Annotated in this window: 12 protein-coding genes; 4 read left to right on the forward strand and 8 right to left on the reverse strand. The window is 61.0% G+C overall.

Going from position 1 to position 14,671, the window contains the following annotated elements:
• Nucleotides 1-124 precede the first annotated feature (124 nt).
• Nucleotides 125-1,375, forward strand: coding sequence for a substrate-binding protein (locus CLH61_RS04530; RefSeq protein ID WP_099613515.1), 1,251 nt, complete (start codon nucleotides 125-127; stop codon nucleotides 1,373-1,375).
• A 138-nt stretch (nucleotides 1,376-1,513) separates the two neighbouring features.
• Nucleotides 1,514-3,043 (forward strand): glycerol-3-phosphate dehydrogenase, encoded by a 1,530-nt coding sequence (gene glpD / locus CLH61_RS04535; RefSeq protein WP_099613516.1) that lies wholly within the window; start codon nucleotides 1,514-1,516, stop codon nucleotides 3,041-3,043.
• On the opposite strand, the gene CLH61_RS04540 is transcribed toward glpD, so the two are convergent.
• From CLH61_RS04540 to edd, 3 genes are read right to left on the reverse strand one after another with little or no spacing between them, the layout of a single operon-like run.
• The gene (locus CLH61_RS04540; protein ID WP_099613517.1) at nucleotides 3,000-3,620 is read right to left on the reverse strand and encodes a uracil-DNA glycosylase family protein; all 621 of its coding nucleotides are present in this window, start codon (nucleotides 3,618-3,620) and stop codon (nucleotides 3,000-3,002) included. The genes glpD and CLH61_RS04540 overlap by 44 nt on opposite strands.
• 28 nt (nucleotides 3,621-3,648) lie before the next feature.
• A complete protein-coding gene (gene glk / locus CLH61_RS04545) occupies nucleotides 3,649-4,617 on the reverse strand; it encodes a glucokinase (protein ID WP_099613518.1) in 969 nt (322 codons plus the stop codon).
• Nucleotides 4,614-6,434: a phosphogluconate dehydratase gene (gene edd / locus CLH61_RS04550; RefSeq protein WP_099613519.1), complete on the reverse strand. Its 1,821-nt coding sequence runs from the start codon at nucleotides 6,432-6,434 to the stop codon at nucleotides 4,614-4,616. Before edd ends, glk begins: the two co-directional genes overlap by 4 nt.
• 305 nt (nucleotides 6,435-6,739) lie before the next feature.
• On the opposite strand from edd, the gene pyk reads away from it, so the two are divergent.
• Nucleotides 6,740-8,188 carry a pyruvate kinase gene (gene pyk / locus CLH61_RS04555; RefSeq protein WP_099613520.1) on the forward strand — a complete coding sequence of 483 codons (1,449 nt, stop codon included), beginning with the start codon at nucleotides 6,740-6,742 and terminating at the stop codon, nucleotides 8,186-8,188.
• A gap of 52 nt (nucleotides 8,189-8,240) precedes the next feature.
• Here pyk and CLH61_RS04560 read toward each other — a convergent pair whose 3' ends face one another.
• The 3 genes from CLH61_RS04560 to zwf are packed head-to-tail and all read right to left on the reverse strand — an operon-like array spanning nucleotide 8,241 to nucleotide 11,092.
• Nucleotides 8,241-8,888 (reverse strand): bifunctional 4-hydroxy-2-oxoglutarate aldolase/2-dehydro-3-deoxy-phosphogluconate aldolase, encoded by a 648-nt coding sequence (locus tag CLH61_RS04560; protein ID WP_099613521.1) that lies wholly within the window; start codon nucleotides 8,886-8,888, stop codon nucleotides 8,241-8,243.
• A gap of 22 nt (nucleotides 8,889-8,910) precedes the next feature.
• Nucleotides 8,911-9,630: a 6-phosphogluconolactonase gene (pgl, locus tag CLH61_RS04565; protein ID WP_170003601.1), complete on the reverse strand. Its 720-nt coding sequence runs from the start codon at nucleotides 9,628-9,630 to the stop codon at nucleotides 8,911-8,913.
• The gene (zwf, locus tag CLH61_RS04570) at nucleotides 9,617-11,092 is read right to left on the reverse strand and encodes a glucose-6-phosphate dehydrogenase (RefSeq protein ID WP_099613523.1); all 1,476 of its coding nucleotides are present in this window, start codon (nucleotides 11,090-11,092) and stop codon (nucleotides 9,617-9,619) included. Before zwf ends, pgl begins: the two co-directional genes overlap by 14 nt.
• Before the next feature lie 211 nt (nucleotides 11,093-11,303).
• On the opposite strand from zwf, the gene CLH61_RS04575 reads away from it, so the two are divergent.
• Nucleotides 11,304-12,179, forward strand: a complete 876-nt coding sequence (locus tag CLH61_RS04575) for a MurR/RpiR family transcriptional regulator (RefSeq protein ID WP_099613524.1) — start codon at nucleotides 11,304-11,306, stop codon at nucleotides 12,177-12,179.
• Nucleotides 12,180-12,266: 87 nt separating this feature from the next.
• Here CLH61_RS04575 and CLH61_RS04580 read toward each other — a convergent pair whose 3' ends face one another.
• Both CLH61_RS04580 and CLH61_RS04585 read right to left on the reverse strand, forming a co-directional pair.
• Nucleotides 12,267-14,126, reverse strand: coding sequence for a SurA N-terminal domain-containing protein (locus tag CLH61_RS04580; RefSeq protein ID WP_099613525.1), 1,860 nt, complete (start codon nucleotides 14,124-14,126; stop codon nucleotides 12,267-12,269).
• A 192-nt stretch (nucleotides 14,127-14,318) separates the two neighbouring features.
• Complete coding sequence (locus CLH61_RS04585) at nucleotides 14,319-14,591, reverse strand: HU family DNA-binding protein (protein ID WP_012135993.1); 273 nt, start codon at nucleotides 14,589-14,591, stop codon at nucleotides 14,319-14,321.
• Nucleotides 14,592-14,671: the final 80 nt, after the last annotated feature.

A 14,671-nucleotide genomic window follows, 5' to 3' on the forward strand; every position in this document is an offset into this window, starting at 1 on the left:
GTTGGGCAGACACTAGCCGACAGCTCACAGAAAGCTCCCGCAAAAGCACCCTTTTCTATAAAACATAAAGCGCCGGCTGCGACCGCAGCCCGGCCAGCGCAGATCGTGATGGAGGACAAGGCAAATGAACGGCAAAAAGCTCCTGGTTTCAGGATTGCTGATGCTGCTGCTGACAGCAACAGTCGCGGCAGAAACCCTGAAAATCGGCTTGAACTACCCGCAAACCGGCCGCTACAGCGACCAGGGCCTGCAGCAACGGCTGGCCGCCTTCCTGGCAGTAGAAGAAATCAACAATGCCGGCGGCATCCTCGGCCGTCAGATTGAGCTGGTTATCCGCAACAGTGCCGGCGAACCCGACAAAGGTGCCCGCAACACGGCAGAGCTGATTGACCGCCATGACGCGCAGATGGTGTTCGGCGGCGTTTCCAGTGCGGTAGCCATTGCCTCGGGAAATGCCGCGCGCGAGCGGGACAGAATCTACTTCGGCACGCTAACCTATTCCAATGCCACCACCGGCAGTGCCGGCCACAGGCACATGTTCCGTGAACCCTACAATGCCTGGATGACCGCAAAGGCCCTGAGCAAATACCTCAACGCACAGCATGCTGGCGAAGAATATTTCTACATCACTTCCGATTACACCTGGGGTTGGTCCGTCGAGAAATCCGTCCGGAAATTTACCAACACCGAAGACTCCGGCATGCACCAGGGCGTGACCACGCCTTTCCCGAGAGCGCTGATCACCGATTTTCGCAAGGCGCTGGAAGCGGCGGAGCAAAGTAATGCCAAGGTACTGATGATGGTGCTGTTCGGGGACGACATGGTACGCGCCCTCAAGGTCGCCCATGACATGGGCCTTACCAGGAAAATGCAGGTCGTGGTACCCAATCTGACCCTCGGCATGGCCCGCCAGGTTGGCCCCACCATCATGGAAGGCGTAGTTGGTGCTGCTCCCTGGGTCTGGACTGTGCCCTACAAGTATGACTACCCTCGTGGCAAGCAGTTTGTGGAAGCCTTCTCCCAGCGCTATGACATGCGGCCGTCCACCTCCGCAGCCTCGGCCTACAGTATCCTGTACCAATACAAGGATGCGGTTGAGCGTGCCGGCACAACCGAAACCGGCGCTGTCATCAAGGCACTGGAGGGCCACACTTACAGTTTCCTCAAGGACACTCAGGAGTGGCGCGCCTTTGACCACCAGAATGTGCAGACTGTGTACGTCGTCAGAATCAATCCCCGCGACAAGGTTGTTGCTGACCCCTACAGCAGCGATTACTTCGACATCATCGATTCGATGCCGGGTAACGACGCCGCACAAACCCTGGAAGAGTGGCAGGCCGAGCGCAGGGAGGCTGGCAAGCCCACCTCCCTGTGAGCGAAGCGGTCAAATCATCTGAGTAAAGCCACAGTTAATGTTATCGTTGATGCTGAAGGGCCCGATGCCGGTATTGGCAGCGTCCGGGCCCGGAAAGGATCGGAATATTAAAGGACGATAACGGAGCGGTGGCCCGGCATGGAACAGAACGATTTTGATGTGGTAGTGGTCGGTGGTGGCGTCAACGGCGCCGGCATTGCCATGGATGCGGCAGGCCGCGGACTGAAAGTCCTGCTCTGCGAGATGGATGACCTGGCCTCGGCCACCTCCTCCAGCAGCAGCAAGCTTATTCATGGCGGTCTGCGCTACCTCGAACATTACGAATTCCGCCTGGTGCGGGAGGCTCTCGCGGAGCGGGAAGCACTGCTGCGCAACTCACCGCATATCATGTGGCCTATGCGGTTTCGCCTGCCCCACCGCCCTCACCTGCGCCCCGCCTGGATGATCCGTACAGGCTTGTTCCTGTACGACCACCTTGCCAAACGGGAATTGCTGCCCGGCTCCCGCGCAATCACTTTTGACGACAGCGGCCCGCTGAAGCCGGAGATCACCCGTGGCTTCGAATACTCCGACGGCTGGGTTGACGATGCCAGGCTGGTGGTTCTCACCGCACGCAAGGCTGCTGCCCTCGGCGCATGCATCCGGACTCGCACCAAATGCACCCATGCCGCCCGGGGCCCACAGAGCTGGACCGTCACCCTGGAAAACACAGTGACAAACCAGCAGCAGGCAGTGACCGCACGCGCCCTGGTCAATGCCACCGGTCCCTGGGTGAGCAAGGTCTTCAGCGATGCCCTCGCGATGCCGCCGCCCAGGATGATCCGAATGGTAAAAGGCAGCCATATCGTCGTGCCCCGCCTTAACAAGGGTAGCGAAGCCTACATTCTGCAGAATGAGGACGAACGTATCGTGTTCGTGATTCCCTATGAGGAATCCTTTTCGCTCATCGGCACCACCGATGTCGAGTACAACGGAGACCCGCGGCAGGCCAGGATCTCGCCGGAAGAAACCCGGTACCTGCTGGATATCGTCAATGCCCACTTCAAGCGTCAGCTCGAAGCCAGTGACGTCATCTGGTCCTATTCCGGGGTGCGGCCACTGATGGACGATGAGAACGAGCCTGCCCAGAAGGCTTCAAGGGATTATTCTTTCGAGGTGGACGGTGACCGGGACCTTGCCCCGGTGATTTCGGTATTTGGCGGCAAAATCACCACCTACCGCAAGCTGGCCGAGGCGGCGACCGACCGGTTGTGCCAGTTCTTTCCCAAAGCCGGCAAACCCTGGACACGGGAGGCCGTGCTGCCCGGCGGCGACTTTGACACGCCGGAACAGCTACTGGCACAGCTCGGCGAATCCTGTCCCTGGCTTCCCGAACCGTTGCGGCGCAGGTATGTCCGCAGCTACGGTACCGAGGCCTTCCGGTTGCTTGCCGGCGCGCAAACCCTGGACGACCTCGGACACTGCTTCCTGGGAACGCTGTACCAGCGGGAAGTGGATTATCTGGCCGAGCATGAATGGGCAATGACCGCCAGCGACGTGTTGTGGCGACGGACCAAGCAGGGCCTTTACGCCAGCCCTGACCAGGTTGCGGCGCTGACCGACTACCTGGCAGACAGGGCCGGCGCTAGCGCAACGGCGAGTGCACCGCCTGCCCGAGAATGCTCCTGACCCGGTCCTGCAGGGCCGGGACCACCTCTGCCTCGAACCAGGGATTCTGCTTCAGCCAGCCGTTATTGCGGGGGCTCGGATGCGGCAACGGGACGATGTCCGGCCAGAACCGCCGCCAGTTGCGGACATTCGCGGTCACCGGCTGCTTCGGCTTGGGCAGGTGCCAGGCGTGGGCATACTGGCCGATCACCAGGGTGAGCTCGATGCACCTGAGGCGCTCGAGGAGCAGTTCCCGCCAGGCCGGCGCACACTCCGGGCGCGGCGGCAGGTCACCGGACTTGCCGGTACCGGGGTAGCAGAATCCCATTGGCAGGATCGCCATCAGGGTTTCGTCGTAAAACGTGTCCCGGGTCACCCCCATCCACTGTCGCAACCGGTCACCACTCGGATCATTGAACGGCAGACCGGTTTCATGGACCCGACGCCCGGGCGCCTGCCCCACCAACAGTATCTTTGAATCCTCACTGAGCTGGATCACCGGTCGCGGACCCAGCGGCAGCTTGTCGGCACACAGGGTGCAACTGCGCACCTGATGCACCAGCTCGCGGAACGGCAGCGCCTGGATATCATTAGCCATCAACAGTCTCCCACTCGGCTCCTTGTGACTAACCATCCGCCGGGTTTTGCAGGGCCGCTGCGGCCCCCAGCAGGCCCGTAGCGGTTTCTGTGACCAGGTAGACCGGCGTCGACTCCATCAGCGGACGCATCCGGCCCTTATCCTCAAACCCTCTGCGGAACGGGCTTGCCAGGAAAAAATCGATTATCCGAGGCAGGATGCCACCGCACAGATACACCCCGCCCTGGCTGCCGAGTGTCAGTGCAGCATTACCCGCCACCCGACCGAGGATCTCACAGAAGTGCCACAGGGTCCGCCGCGCCAGCAGGTCAGCACCCGCTTGCGCCGCGCGGGTGACCTGTTCAGGTGTCGTCAGCGGAGCGGCCATGCCCTCGATTTCGGCATGGGCCTGGTAGAGATTCAACAGCCCCTGGCCACTCAGGATCCGCTCCACCGACACCCGTCCGAACCTGGCCTGCAGGATGCGCAGCAGCGCCATTTCTGCCTCATCGACCGGCGCAAAGTCGACATGCCCGCCTTCGGTTATCAGGGGAATCCACCCCCCGCTCGCCGGCACCAGGCCGGACACCCCGAGGCCAGTGCCCGGCCCCATCACCAACCGGGGCCGCGACGGGTCTCCCGGGCCGCCACAAACATGTACCAACCGCCCGGGTTCGAGGTGGGGCACCCCCAGCGCCATGGCGGTAAAATCGTTGATCACCTTCAAGGCACGCCAGCCGAACGCCTTGCACAGCGCCTCCCGGTCAAAATACCACGGGTTGTTGGTCATCCGGACGAGGTTACCCGACGCCGGCGACGCCACCGCAAGACACGCCTGTACCACGTCCATCCCATCCGCCCGGGTCAGGTAATCCCGAAGCGCATGCTCCAGATTGGCGTAGCCGGCACAGGGCAATACCTCCACCCCACGCAGCTGTAGCTCGCCCGGCGCCACCAGGGCAAAGCGGGCATTGGTGCCACCGACATCGCCCACCAGGGCGTACGGCCGCGCGGTCATGCCTGATGATTCCAGAAGTAGCTTGCCCCCTGCTCCGGGGTACTGGCCGACCGCCGCATCCAGCCAAACAGTTCCCGTCCCAGTCCGGCATGGTGACTGCCGAGGTTCGCCGTTGCCACTTCCCGGCTGGCCAGCTCGTCGTCAGACAGCGCAATGGTCAGCCGGCCCTTGTCGGCGTCCAGACAAATCCGGTCGCCGTTCCTGACACGGGCCAGCGGACCACCGTCCACCGCCTCCGGATAAACATGGATGGCCGCCGGCACCTTACCGGAGGCTCCGGACATACGGCCATCGGTAACCAGGGCCACCCGGAAGCCACGATCCTGTAATACCCCCAGATAGGGCGTCAGCTTGTGCAGTTCCGGCATGCCATTGGCTTTCGGGCCCTGGAAACGCACCACCACTACGCAATCCCTGTCCAGCTCGCCGGCATTGAAGGCCACCGCCAGTTCGTTCTGATCATTGAACACCACCGCGGGTGCTTCAACCCGGTGATGCTCTTTCGCGACGGCAGAGACCTTGATCACACCCCGCCCCAGGTTGCCCTCGAGCACCTTCAGGCCACCATCCGGCGCAAAGGGCTCGCTTGCACTGCTGAGAACCGCCGGGTTTGCCGTTTGTGTGGCGGCCGGTGTCCAAACCAGCCGATCACCGCTGAGCTCCGGCATCCGGGTGTATTGCTCAAGGCCGTGGCCAACTACCGTCTCCACATCATTGTGGAGGTAGCCACCGTTGAGCAGTTCCCGAACCAGGAATGGCGTGCCGCCGGCCTCGTGAAAGTCATTCACATCCGCCTGGCCATTGGGATAAATCCGGGCCATGGAGGGGACGGCCGACGACAGCTCCGCATAATCGTTCCAGTCGATGATGATCCCCGCCGCACGGGCAATGGCGACCCAGTGGATGGTATGGTTGGTGGAGCCGCCGGTTACCAGCAGGGCCACCAGGGCATTGACGATACTCTTCTCATCCACCATGTCAGCCAGGCCGAGGGTCCCGCCATTAGGCCTGGACAAACGGATCACCTGTTCCGTGGCAGCGCGGGTCAACGCATCACGCAACGGGGTACCGGGGTTGTGGAATGCCGCGCCCGGCAGGTGCAGCCCCATCACTTCCACCAGCAACTGGTTGCTGTTGGCCGTGCCATAAAACGTACATGTGCCGGGGCTATGGTAGGACCGGCTTTCGGCGTCCAGGAGCTCGTCCCTGCCCACCTTGCCTTCAGCATAGAGCTGGCGGACCCGCTGCTTCTCCTTGTTGGGCAATCCGGAAGGCATCGGGCCAGCCGGGACAAGAACCGTCGGCAGGTAACCGAAACTCAGCGAACCGATCAGCAGGCCCGGTACGATCTTGTCGCAGATACCCAGCAACAGGATGGCATCAAACATGTTATGGCTGAGCGCCACCGCGGTACTCATCGCGATGACATCGCGGGAAAACAGACTCAGTTCCATGCCTGGCTGGCCCTGGGTCACGCCATCACACATGGCGGGTGTGCCCCCGGCAAACTGGGCTACCGAGCCCATGCCATGGGCAGCCTGGCGAATGACATCGGGGAACGTCGCATAGGGCTGATGGGCGGAAAGCATATCGTTGTAAGCGGAAACTATGGCCACATTGGCCTTGTTCATCAGCTTGAGGGTGTCTTTGTCGCTCTGCTGACACGCCGCAAAGCCATGCGCCAGATTACCGCAGGACAAGGTCGCCCGCTGTGGCGAGATGGCCTTCAGTGCATTCATCCGGTTCAGGTAATCCTCGCGGGTGGCCCGGCTGCGCTGGATAATGCGCCGTGTCACCTTGTCAACCGTGGGGTGCATAACGGTTCTCCTCAGGACGATATCAATACCTGCTTGACGATAAACGAAAGTTTACATACATTTTTCAACCAAACCACCAGAAAACATTATGCTTCCGGGCTTTAATTGATATATTTACTACATTCACACGGCAACTCCGTCAACCGCGACCCCAAATCCGGGGCGGCCCGCATTGCCAGCAAGACGACAGCAGACAATAATCCTGTACATGACTATAACAGGAAGCCGGCCACTAACCCGAGCCGCCTCCGGACCGAACAACTGCCACCATCAGACTCTCAGACACTGCACAGAAGGATACAAGCATGCTAAGGCGCACCAAGATTGTCGCCACCCTCGGCCCCGCCACCGATACTCCGGAATCCCTTGCGGCCATCATTGCCGCCGGTGTTGACGTGACACGACTCAATTTTTCCCATGGCAGCGCCGAGGATCACCTGGAGCGCGCCCGCCGGGTGCGTGACATTGCCGCCGCCCAGGGCCGGTTCGTTGCCCTCCTCGCCGACCTGCAAGGCCCGAAACTCCGGGTTGCCCGCTTTGCCGACAACAAGGTAACCCTCAGGGCTGGCCAGACATTTACCCTTGATGCCACCATGGACAAAGAGGCCGGCAACGAGCACGCCGTTGGCATCGACTACGAACAACTGATCAATGACGTAAAGCCCGGCGACATCCTTGTCCTCGATGACGGCCGGATCGAGATGGAAGTGCAGTCGGTGGATGACCACTCGATCACCTCCCGGGTGCTGATCGGCGGCCCGCTCTCGAACAACAAGGGCCTCAACAAGCGCGGCGGCGGACTGTCCGCCAACGCACTGACCGACAAGGACCGGGAAGACATCAAAACGGCTGCCCGCCTCGGCGCAGATTATGTTGCAGTGTCATTTGTCCGTACCGCCGAAGACATGCACGTGGCCCGCGCCCTGTTGCGGGAAGCAGGCTCCGAGGCTGGCCTGGTAGCCAAGATCGAGCGCGCCGAACTGGCCCACGACACCGAAGCGCTGGATGCCGTCATTGAAGCCTCCGACGCGGTCATGGTCGCCCGCGGTGACCTGGCGGTGGAAATCGGCGATGCCGAGCTGGTTGGCGTGCAGAAACACATCATCGGGCGCGCCCGCGTCCTCAACAAGGTGGTGATCACCGCCACCCAGATGATGGAATCGATGATCGACAACCCGATGCCGACCCGGGCAGAGGTCTCCGATGTTGCCAACGCCGTGATGGACTACACCGATGCGGTGATGCTGTCGGCCGAAACCGCGGTCGGCGACTACCCGAAAGAAGCGGTCGAGGCCATGGTGCGGATCTGCCTGGGAGCCGAGCGACACCCCTCCATGCACCAGTCCAAGCACCGGATCCACGAAAGCATGTCACGGGTGGACGAGGCCATCGCACTGTCAGCGATGTATGCCGCCAACCATTTGCAAGGGGTAACCGCCATCATCTGCATGACCGAAACCGGCGCGACACCCTTGCTGATGTCGCGGATCAAATCAAGCCTGCCGATCTTTGCCTACTCCCGCCACCCCGCTACCCAGCACCGGGTGGCCCTGTACAGGGGGGTACAGACCGTGCCGTTTGATACCGCCACCATTCCCGCCGAGGAGACCAATGCCCGCGGGATCGGTGAGCTGATCCGGCGCGGCGTGGTCCAGGACGGCGACCTGGTGGTGGTCACCAAGGGGGACTATGGCAATGCCCAGGGTGGCACCAACACCATGAAGATCGTGCGGGTCGGGCAGGACATTCGCTGAGTCTGCGACCACCGGTACCACGGGGCAGGAATCAGGATCACCAGGCAAGCCCTCAGAGATCCTGCAGACTGCCCCGCACTTCCTCGGTGATGGCGCCCCAGTTCTTCGCCGCGACGGCTTCTTTGGGGGTCAGCCAGGTTCCGCCCACCGCTGCGACATTAGGCAAGGCCAGGTAATCTTTCGCGGTGTTGCGACGGACGCCCCCGGTCGGGCAGAAAGTTACATCACCAAAAGGCCCTGCAAATGCGTTCAGTGCGGCAATACCACCGGATACCGCCGCCGGGAAAAACTTGAACTCTCTATAGCCCAGCGCATACCCCATCATCAGCTCGGACACTGTTGCAATACCCGGCAGCAACGGCACCTCCGACGTCAGGCCAAACTCCAGGATCGCTCCGGTGACCCCCGGCGTGACAACAAACTGGGCACCCGCCGCCTCGACGGCACGATACTGTTCAACACCGGTCACCGTTCCGGCCCCCACCCAAACCTCCGGCAACGCCTCACGGAGCTGCCGGATCGCGGGCAAACCGTGCGGGGTTCTCAGGGTAATTTCCAGCACCCTGACTCCCCCTTCCACCAGCGCCCGACACAAGGGCAATGCTTCATCAGGATGATTGAGGGTGATCACCGGCACCAGCGGGCTGGCGCTGAGCACCGCGCGCACCCGGTCTCGATGAAAATCAGATAATGTCGTCATGGCAATCCTCCAGAACTTGGGCTCAGGGGCTCCAGAAAATCCGCAGTCCCGGTTTCAGGAAGGCGCGGACAGGCATGGACGCGATGTCGCCCGGGTGCTCACAGGCGGCTCTCAGGGTATCAAGCTTATCTTCACCACGGATGTGCAGCGCCACCGAACGAGCCGCAACCAGCACCGGCAGGGTCAGGGTTACCCGGGCCTGCCGCTGGGACGGCGGATGCACCGCACACACCCGCCTGCCGCCGCCCGGCGCCAGTGCTTCTGGCAGCTCCGGGGCGTCGGGAAACAGCGACGCGGTATGACCGTCAGCGCCCATGCCGAGGACCAGCATATCCAGCGGCCAGGCCACCTGCGCCAGCGCCGCCTCCACCGCGGCCAGCCCGGCCTCCGGACTGTCGCCCGACTGCTTCAGCGAGACATAGTTCGCCGACGCAGCCTGGTGTTGCAAAAGATGCGCCCGCACCAGCCGGGTATTGCTGGCATCATCCCGGACATCCACCCAACGCTCATCCGCCAGCAACACGTCTACCCGGTGCCAGTCCAGGGCCTTGCGTGACAGCGCCTCAAAAAATGGCCGCGGCGTGGCACCTCCGGAAACCGCCAGGCTGGCACGGCCTCGCCCGGCAAGAGCCTGCTCCAGCTCGCTCGCCACAGCGGCAGCCAGCCGCCCGGCCACTTCCTGCGCCGAATCCGCCACCACCAGGTCAACCCCGCGGGGCAGCGCCAGTTCAGGCATCCTCATACCAGCTTCTCCCGTCCCGGGTGATCATCGCAATGGCGGCCACCGGCCCCCAGGTCCCCGCGGCGTAACGCTTGGGATGAAGACCGAAGTCTTCCCAGTTGCGAATCACCTGGTCCACCCAGCGCCAGGCAAACTCCACTTCGTCACGGCGCACAAACAGGTACTGGTTGCCCTTCATGACTTCCCACAGCAAACGCTCGTAGGCATCCGGGATGCGTTCAGCGTCAAAGGTTTCTGAAAAGGTCAGCTCCAGCGGTCCCTGACGCAGCCGCATACCTTTATCAAGCCCCTGCTCCTTGGTAAGAATCTGCAAAGCCATACCTTCATCCGGCTGCAAGCGGATAATCAGCTTGTTATTGGCCAGGTGCTTCTGGTCCGGATCAAAGATGTAATGGGGGGCCGGCTTGAAGTGGATAATAATCTGGGACAGTTTCTCCGGCAGTCGCTTGCCGGTACGGATGTAAAATGGCACGCCGGACCAGCGCCAGTTCTCGATTTCCGCCTTGAGCGCCACAAAGGTCTCGGTGGTACTGCCCCTGACCGCCCCGTCCTCCTCCAGGTATCCTGGCACCGGCTGGCCGGCACTGGTGCCCGCAGTGTACTGGCCACGAACCAGGTGGGTTTCCATCAGATCCGGAGTGATCGGCCGCAGCGCCTTGAGCACCTTGACCTTTTCATTGCGGATACTGTCTGCCGACAGGTCCGAGGGTGGATCCATGGCGATCAGGCATAGCAGCTGCAAGAGGTGATTCTGGATCATGTCCCGCACCTGGCCCGCCTTGTCAAAGTATCCCCAGCGGCCCTCGATACCGACACTCTCCGCGACGGTGATCTCCACGTGAGAGATGTGGTTCTGATCCCACTGGGAAGCGAACAGGTTATTCGCAAAACGCAGGGCGATAAGATTCTGGACCGTTTCCTTGCCGAGATAGTGATCAATCCGGAACAACTGGTTCTCGTTGAACACCTCGGCCAGCTGGTCATTGATAACGCGAGACGTCTCAAGATCGTGACCGATCGGCTTCTCCACCACCACCCGGGTATGCTCGGTACAGCAACTGACGTCCCGCAAATTGCGGGCGATCACACCATACATCGACGGGAGTGTCGCCATGTATACAATGAGGCTGGCCGTACTGTCCTGCCGCCAGGTATTGAGGGATCGGTAACCGTCGGTATCGGTGAAGTCGAGACACAGATAATCGACCCGCGCGAGAAAGCGTGTCAGCACTGCAGCATCGAACTCCCCGGCGGGAACGTGCTTTTTGATCCGGTCGCCCAACCGCGCTCTGATGGCTGCCGTGTCGGCGTTGTCCCGGGCCAGCGCGAGGATCCTGCTGCCTGGCGCCAGCAGCCCGGACCGTTCCAGCTGGTACAGCGCCGGGAACAGCTTGCGTTGGGCCAGATCCCCTAGGGCACCAAACATCATCAGGTCACAGCGGGTATGAGGCTGACTGGCCATGGCATCCTTCACTCTGCAGTTTACGGCAACCGTGCCGGCTAAAGGGCTTGTAGTAATTTTATGAAAATGATGTCAGGTTTCCCGAAAAAAACCAAGACCATCGCGGACAATGTGACACTTTTACTACCGCACACCCCACGAAAACAAGGTATAATCCCGCCGGGAAACGCTATCCAGATCGACACCAGGCACTATCAGGGAGTACAACTTCATGGCTGCGAACCAGACGCACCGGGACGACAATCTGCTGGAGGACATTCAGGAGCGCCTTGACAACCTGAATAAATCCGAACGCAAAGTTGCCGAGGCCATCCTGCGAGATCCCAGCGCCGCCACCCGTTACAGCATTGCCGCCCTTGCGCGGGCCGCCGACGTCAGCGAGCCGACCGTCAATCGCTTCTGCCGCGGATTCTCCGCTACCGGCTTCCCGGACTTCAAGATCCGCCTGGCGCAGAGCATTGCCACCGGAACCCCGTACGTCGGCCAGAACATCGAACCCGACGACACTGTGGCGGAATTCGCTGACAAAATCATGCTCAGCACCATCGCGAACCTGGACAAGGCCCGCCAGGCCCTCAATCCGAAAGCACTGGCGACTGCCATCGACTACCTGATCCAGGCCAAACAGATCAATTTCTTCGGGATGGGCGGATCAGCTTCCGTGGCACTCGATGCCCAGCACAAGTTCTTCCGCTTCAACATCCCGGTGATGTCCTACGATGACGCCCTGATGCAGCGGATGGTGGCGGCAGGCTGCTCGACCGGCGATGTCATCGTGGTCATTTCCTATACCGGCCGCACTCTGGAAACCATCGACATCGCCCAACTGGCCCGCGCCAACGGCGCTACCGTGATTGGCATTACCATGCCGGACTCACCACTGGCCGAGGCCTGCACGGTTGTCGTCGAAGTCACTGCCAACGAAGACACCGAGGTTTACATGCCCATGGCCTCACGCATCATCCACCTGACGGTTATCGATATCCTGGCCACAGGTGTGACCCTGAAGCGGGGTGCCGACTTCCTGGGCCACCTGAAGAAGATCAAGGAAAGCCTGAAACCCACCCGGCTGCCGCCCCCCCAGTAAGCCGGCCAGAGACCTCCCCGGTCACTTGGGAGGCAACCACAAAAAAACCCGGGAAGCTCCCGGGTTTTTTTGTTCTTCGTCTGCCACCTATGGGCGATCGACTTCTGCCCGCTCCCGGAGGTACTGCTGGTAAGCCGTGTACTCCCGTTGTCCTTCCAGGCTGGCAAGGAAGTTCTGCAACTGCTGCAGATCTTCACCACCGGCAGCAACCTCACCTTCGGTCACCTTGTCCAGCGCGATCACCACCATGTCCTCTCCGGCTGCCGACATACCGTACACCGGCTGTCCCTCAACCGGACGCTGGAGGGAGAACACATCGTTCATCACTCCGGCACCCAGCTCGGCATTGTTGCGAGACTGGCCGGAAAACTCCTGCCAGTCGCCGGTTCCGACATTCAAATCAGCCAGCTCCTTACCATCCTGCAGGCCCGCAATCAGCTGCTCTGCCCGCTCACGCTGGGCCTCACGGACCTTCTGTTCCAGCAGTGCCGCGCGGATTTCCTCCCGGACCTCGTCCAGCGGCTGCTGCTCACGCTCGAAATATTCCTTGACCCGGGCAACCACCGATACACTGTCACCCACATCAATCAGCTCGGTATTGTAACCGTCCTTCAGCACGTCATCCGAGAACAGCTGACGCACCAGCCCCGGATGGTCAAACGGCGCCTCGCCACCGTCGCGGGTCACCCCGGCCTTTTCACGAACCTCCAGACCCAGTTCGCTGGCAGGATCGGCCAGATCATTGGCCGCGTAGGCCAGATCAGACAGCTGTGAGCGAACTTCGGCAAACTGCGCGGCAGCCTTATCGCTGGCCAGTTCCCGACGCAGCTGGTCACGAATTTCCTCCAGCGCCGGAACCTCGGACTTGCGGACATCCAGCAGCTTGATCAGATGGGTACCAAAACTGGTACTGACAGGCTCGGACACCTCACCCGCCTCCATGGCAAACAATACATCTTCGAACGCGTCTCCGTAGACACCACGACCGGCAAAGCCCAGGTCGCCACCCTGCTCTGCGGACACCGTATCCGTGGAGAACTCCTTCGCCAGACTGGCGAACTCTTCCCCTTCGGCCAGCCGGCGCTGAATCTCGGCGATAGTTTCGCCGGCACTGTCGTTATCCTCGATCAGGATGTGGGCAGCACGACGCTCCTCGTCCGCCAGTTCGGCCGCGCGGCTCTCATAATATGCGGCAATCTCTTCGTCACTGATCTCGACCGTATCGGCCAGTGCCTCAAGAGACAAGGCAATATATGCCGCATCGACCCGCTCCGGCAGCATGAACAACCCGGTGTTGTCCTCATAATAGGCGGCGACCTCCTCATCGGTCACCTCCACCTGACCGGCAACATCATCAGCCGACAGCCGTACCATGCGGAAGTCCCGGGTCTGGTTCTGGATCCGCAGCAGATGGGCCGCGTTTTCCTCGGCTACCACACCACTCTGCACCAGGCCGGCGCGAATCTGGCTGACCACATACTGGCGGCGCATGGCTTCACGGAACTCACCAACACCCATACCGAGATTACGTACCGTCGCAACGAACCGGTCCCGATTGAATTTGCCGTCGACCTGGAACTGGGGCATCTGGGTGATCAGCGAGTCGATATCGGCATCGGAAAGCTCAAGCCCCTGGTTGCTGGCATCCTGGATCAGGACCTGCTCCTGGATCAGTGATTCCAGCACTTCCCTGCGAATCTGGTCATCATCCAGCAGGGAAGGGTCGGGGTTGTTCATCGCCGCAAGACGGCGCTGGGTCTCCATCTGGACCACCCGCAGGAAGTCACGCTCGGTGATGTCTTCACCATTAACGGTCGCCACCTCAGGCTCACCGGAGAAGCCTCCGATAATCGCGTCCATCCCCCAGATGGACAGTGAAACTATCAAGACGCCAATAATGATTTTGGCAATCGTGCCCTGGGCATTATCCCGAATATCCTGAAGCATATTTCTTCCAGATCGATGATTTGGCAGTAAGGGGTTTTAACGCAATTTTTAACGTCGTGGTTAACGTAAAAAGGCGCACCCTGTTCGGAATGCGCCTTGAATTCGTGCGGAGCGGTTTAACCGCGGCTGTCACCGGGGTGAGCCGCTCCGGTGACTCCTTCTGACAGGCGTCACCAGGCGAAAAATTCCGTCTTACTTGACGGAATCCTTCAGGGCCTTACCTGCCTTGAACCCAGGCACCTTGGAGGCCGGAATCTTGATCTCGGCACCAGTCTGCGGGTTACGACCGGTACGGGCAGCACGCTCCTTTACGGAGAAGGTGCCGAAGCCAATCAGAGTTACCTGATCGCCTTTTTTCAGAGCACCGGTAATGGAGTTGGTCATTGCATCAAGAGCACGACCAGCAGCGGCCTTGGAGATATCAGCTGACTCGGCAATTGCATCGATAAGTTCGGACTTGTTCACACTAAACCCCTTCGATTTCAGGTTGAAGATGTTATAGGTTGGATTCTTCTTCTCGGACGTTCTCGACTATCGCATAAGCG

It is taken from the genome of Marinobacter profundi, from assembly GCF_002744715.1.
GTDB lineage: Bacteria > Pseudomonadota > Gammaproteobacteria > Pseudomonadales > Oleiphilaceae > Marinobacter > Marinobacter profundi.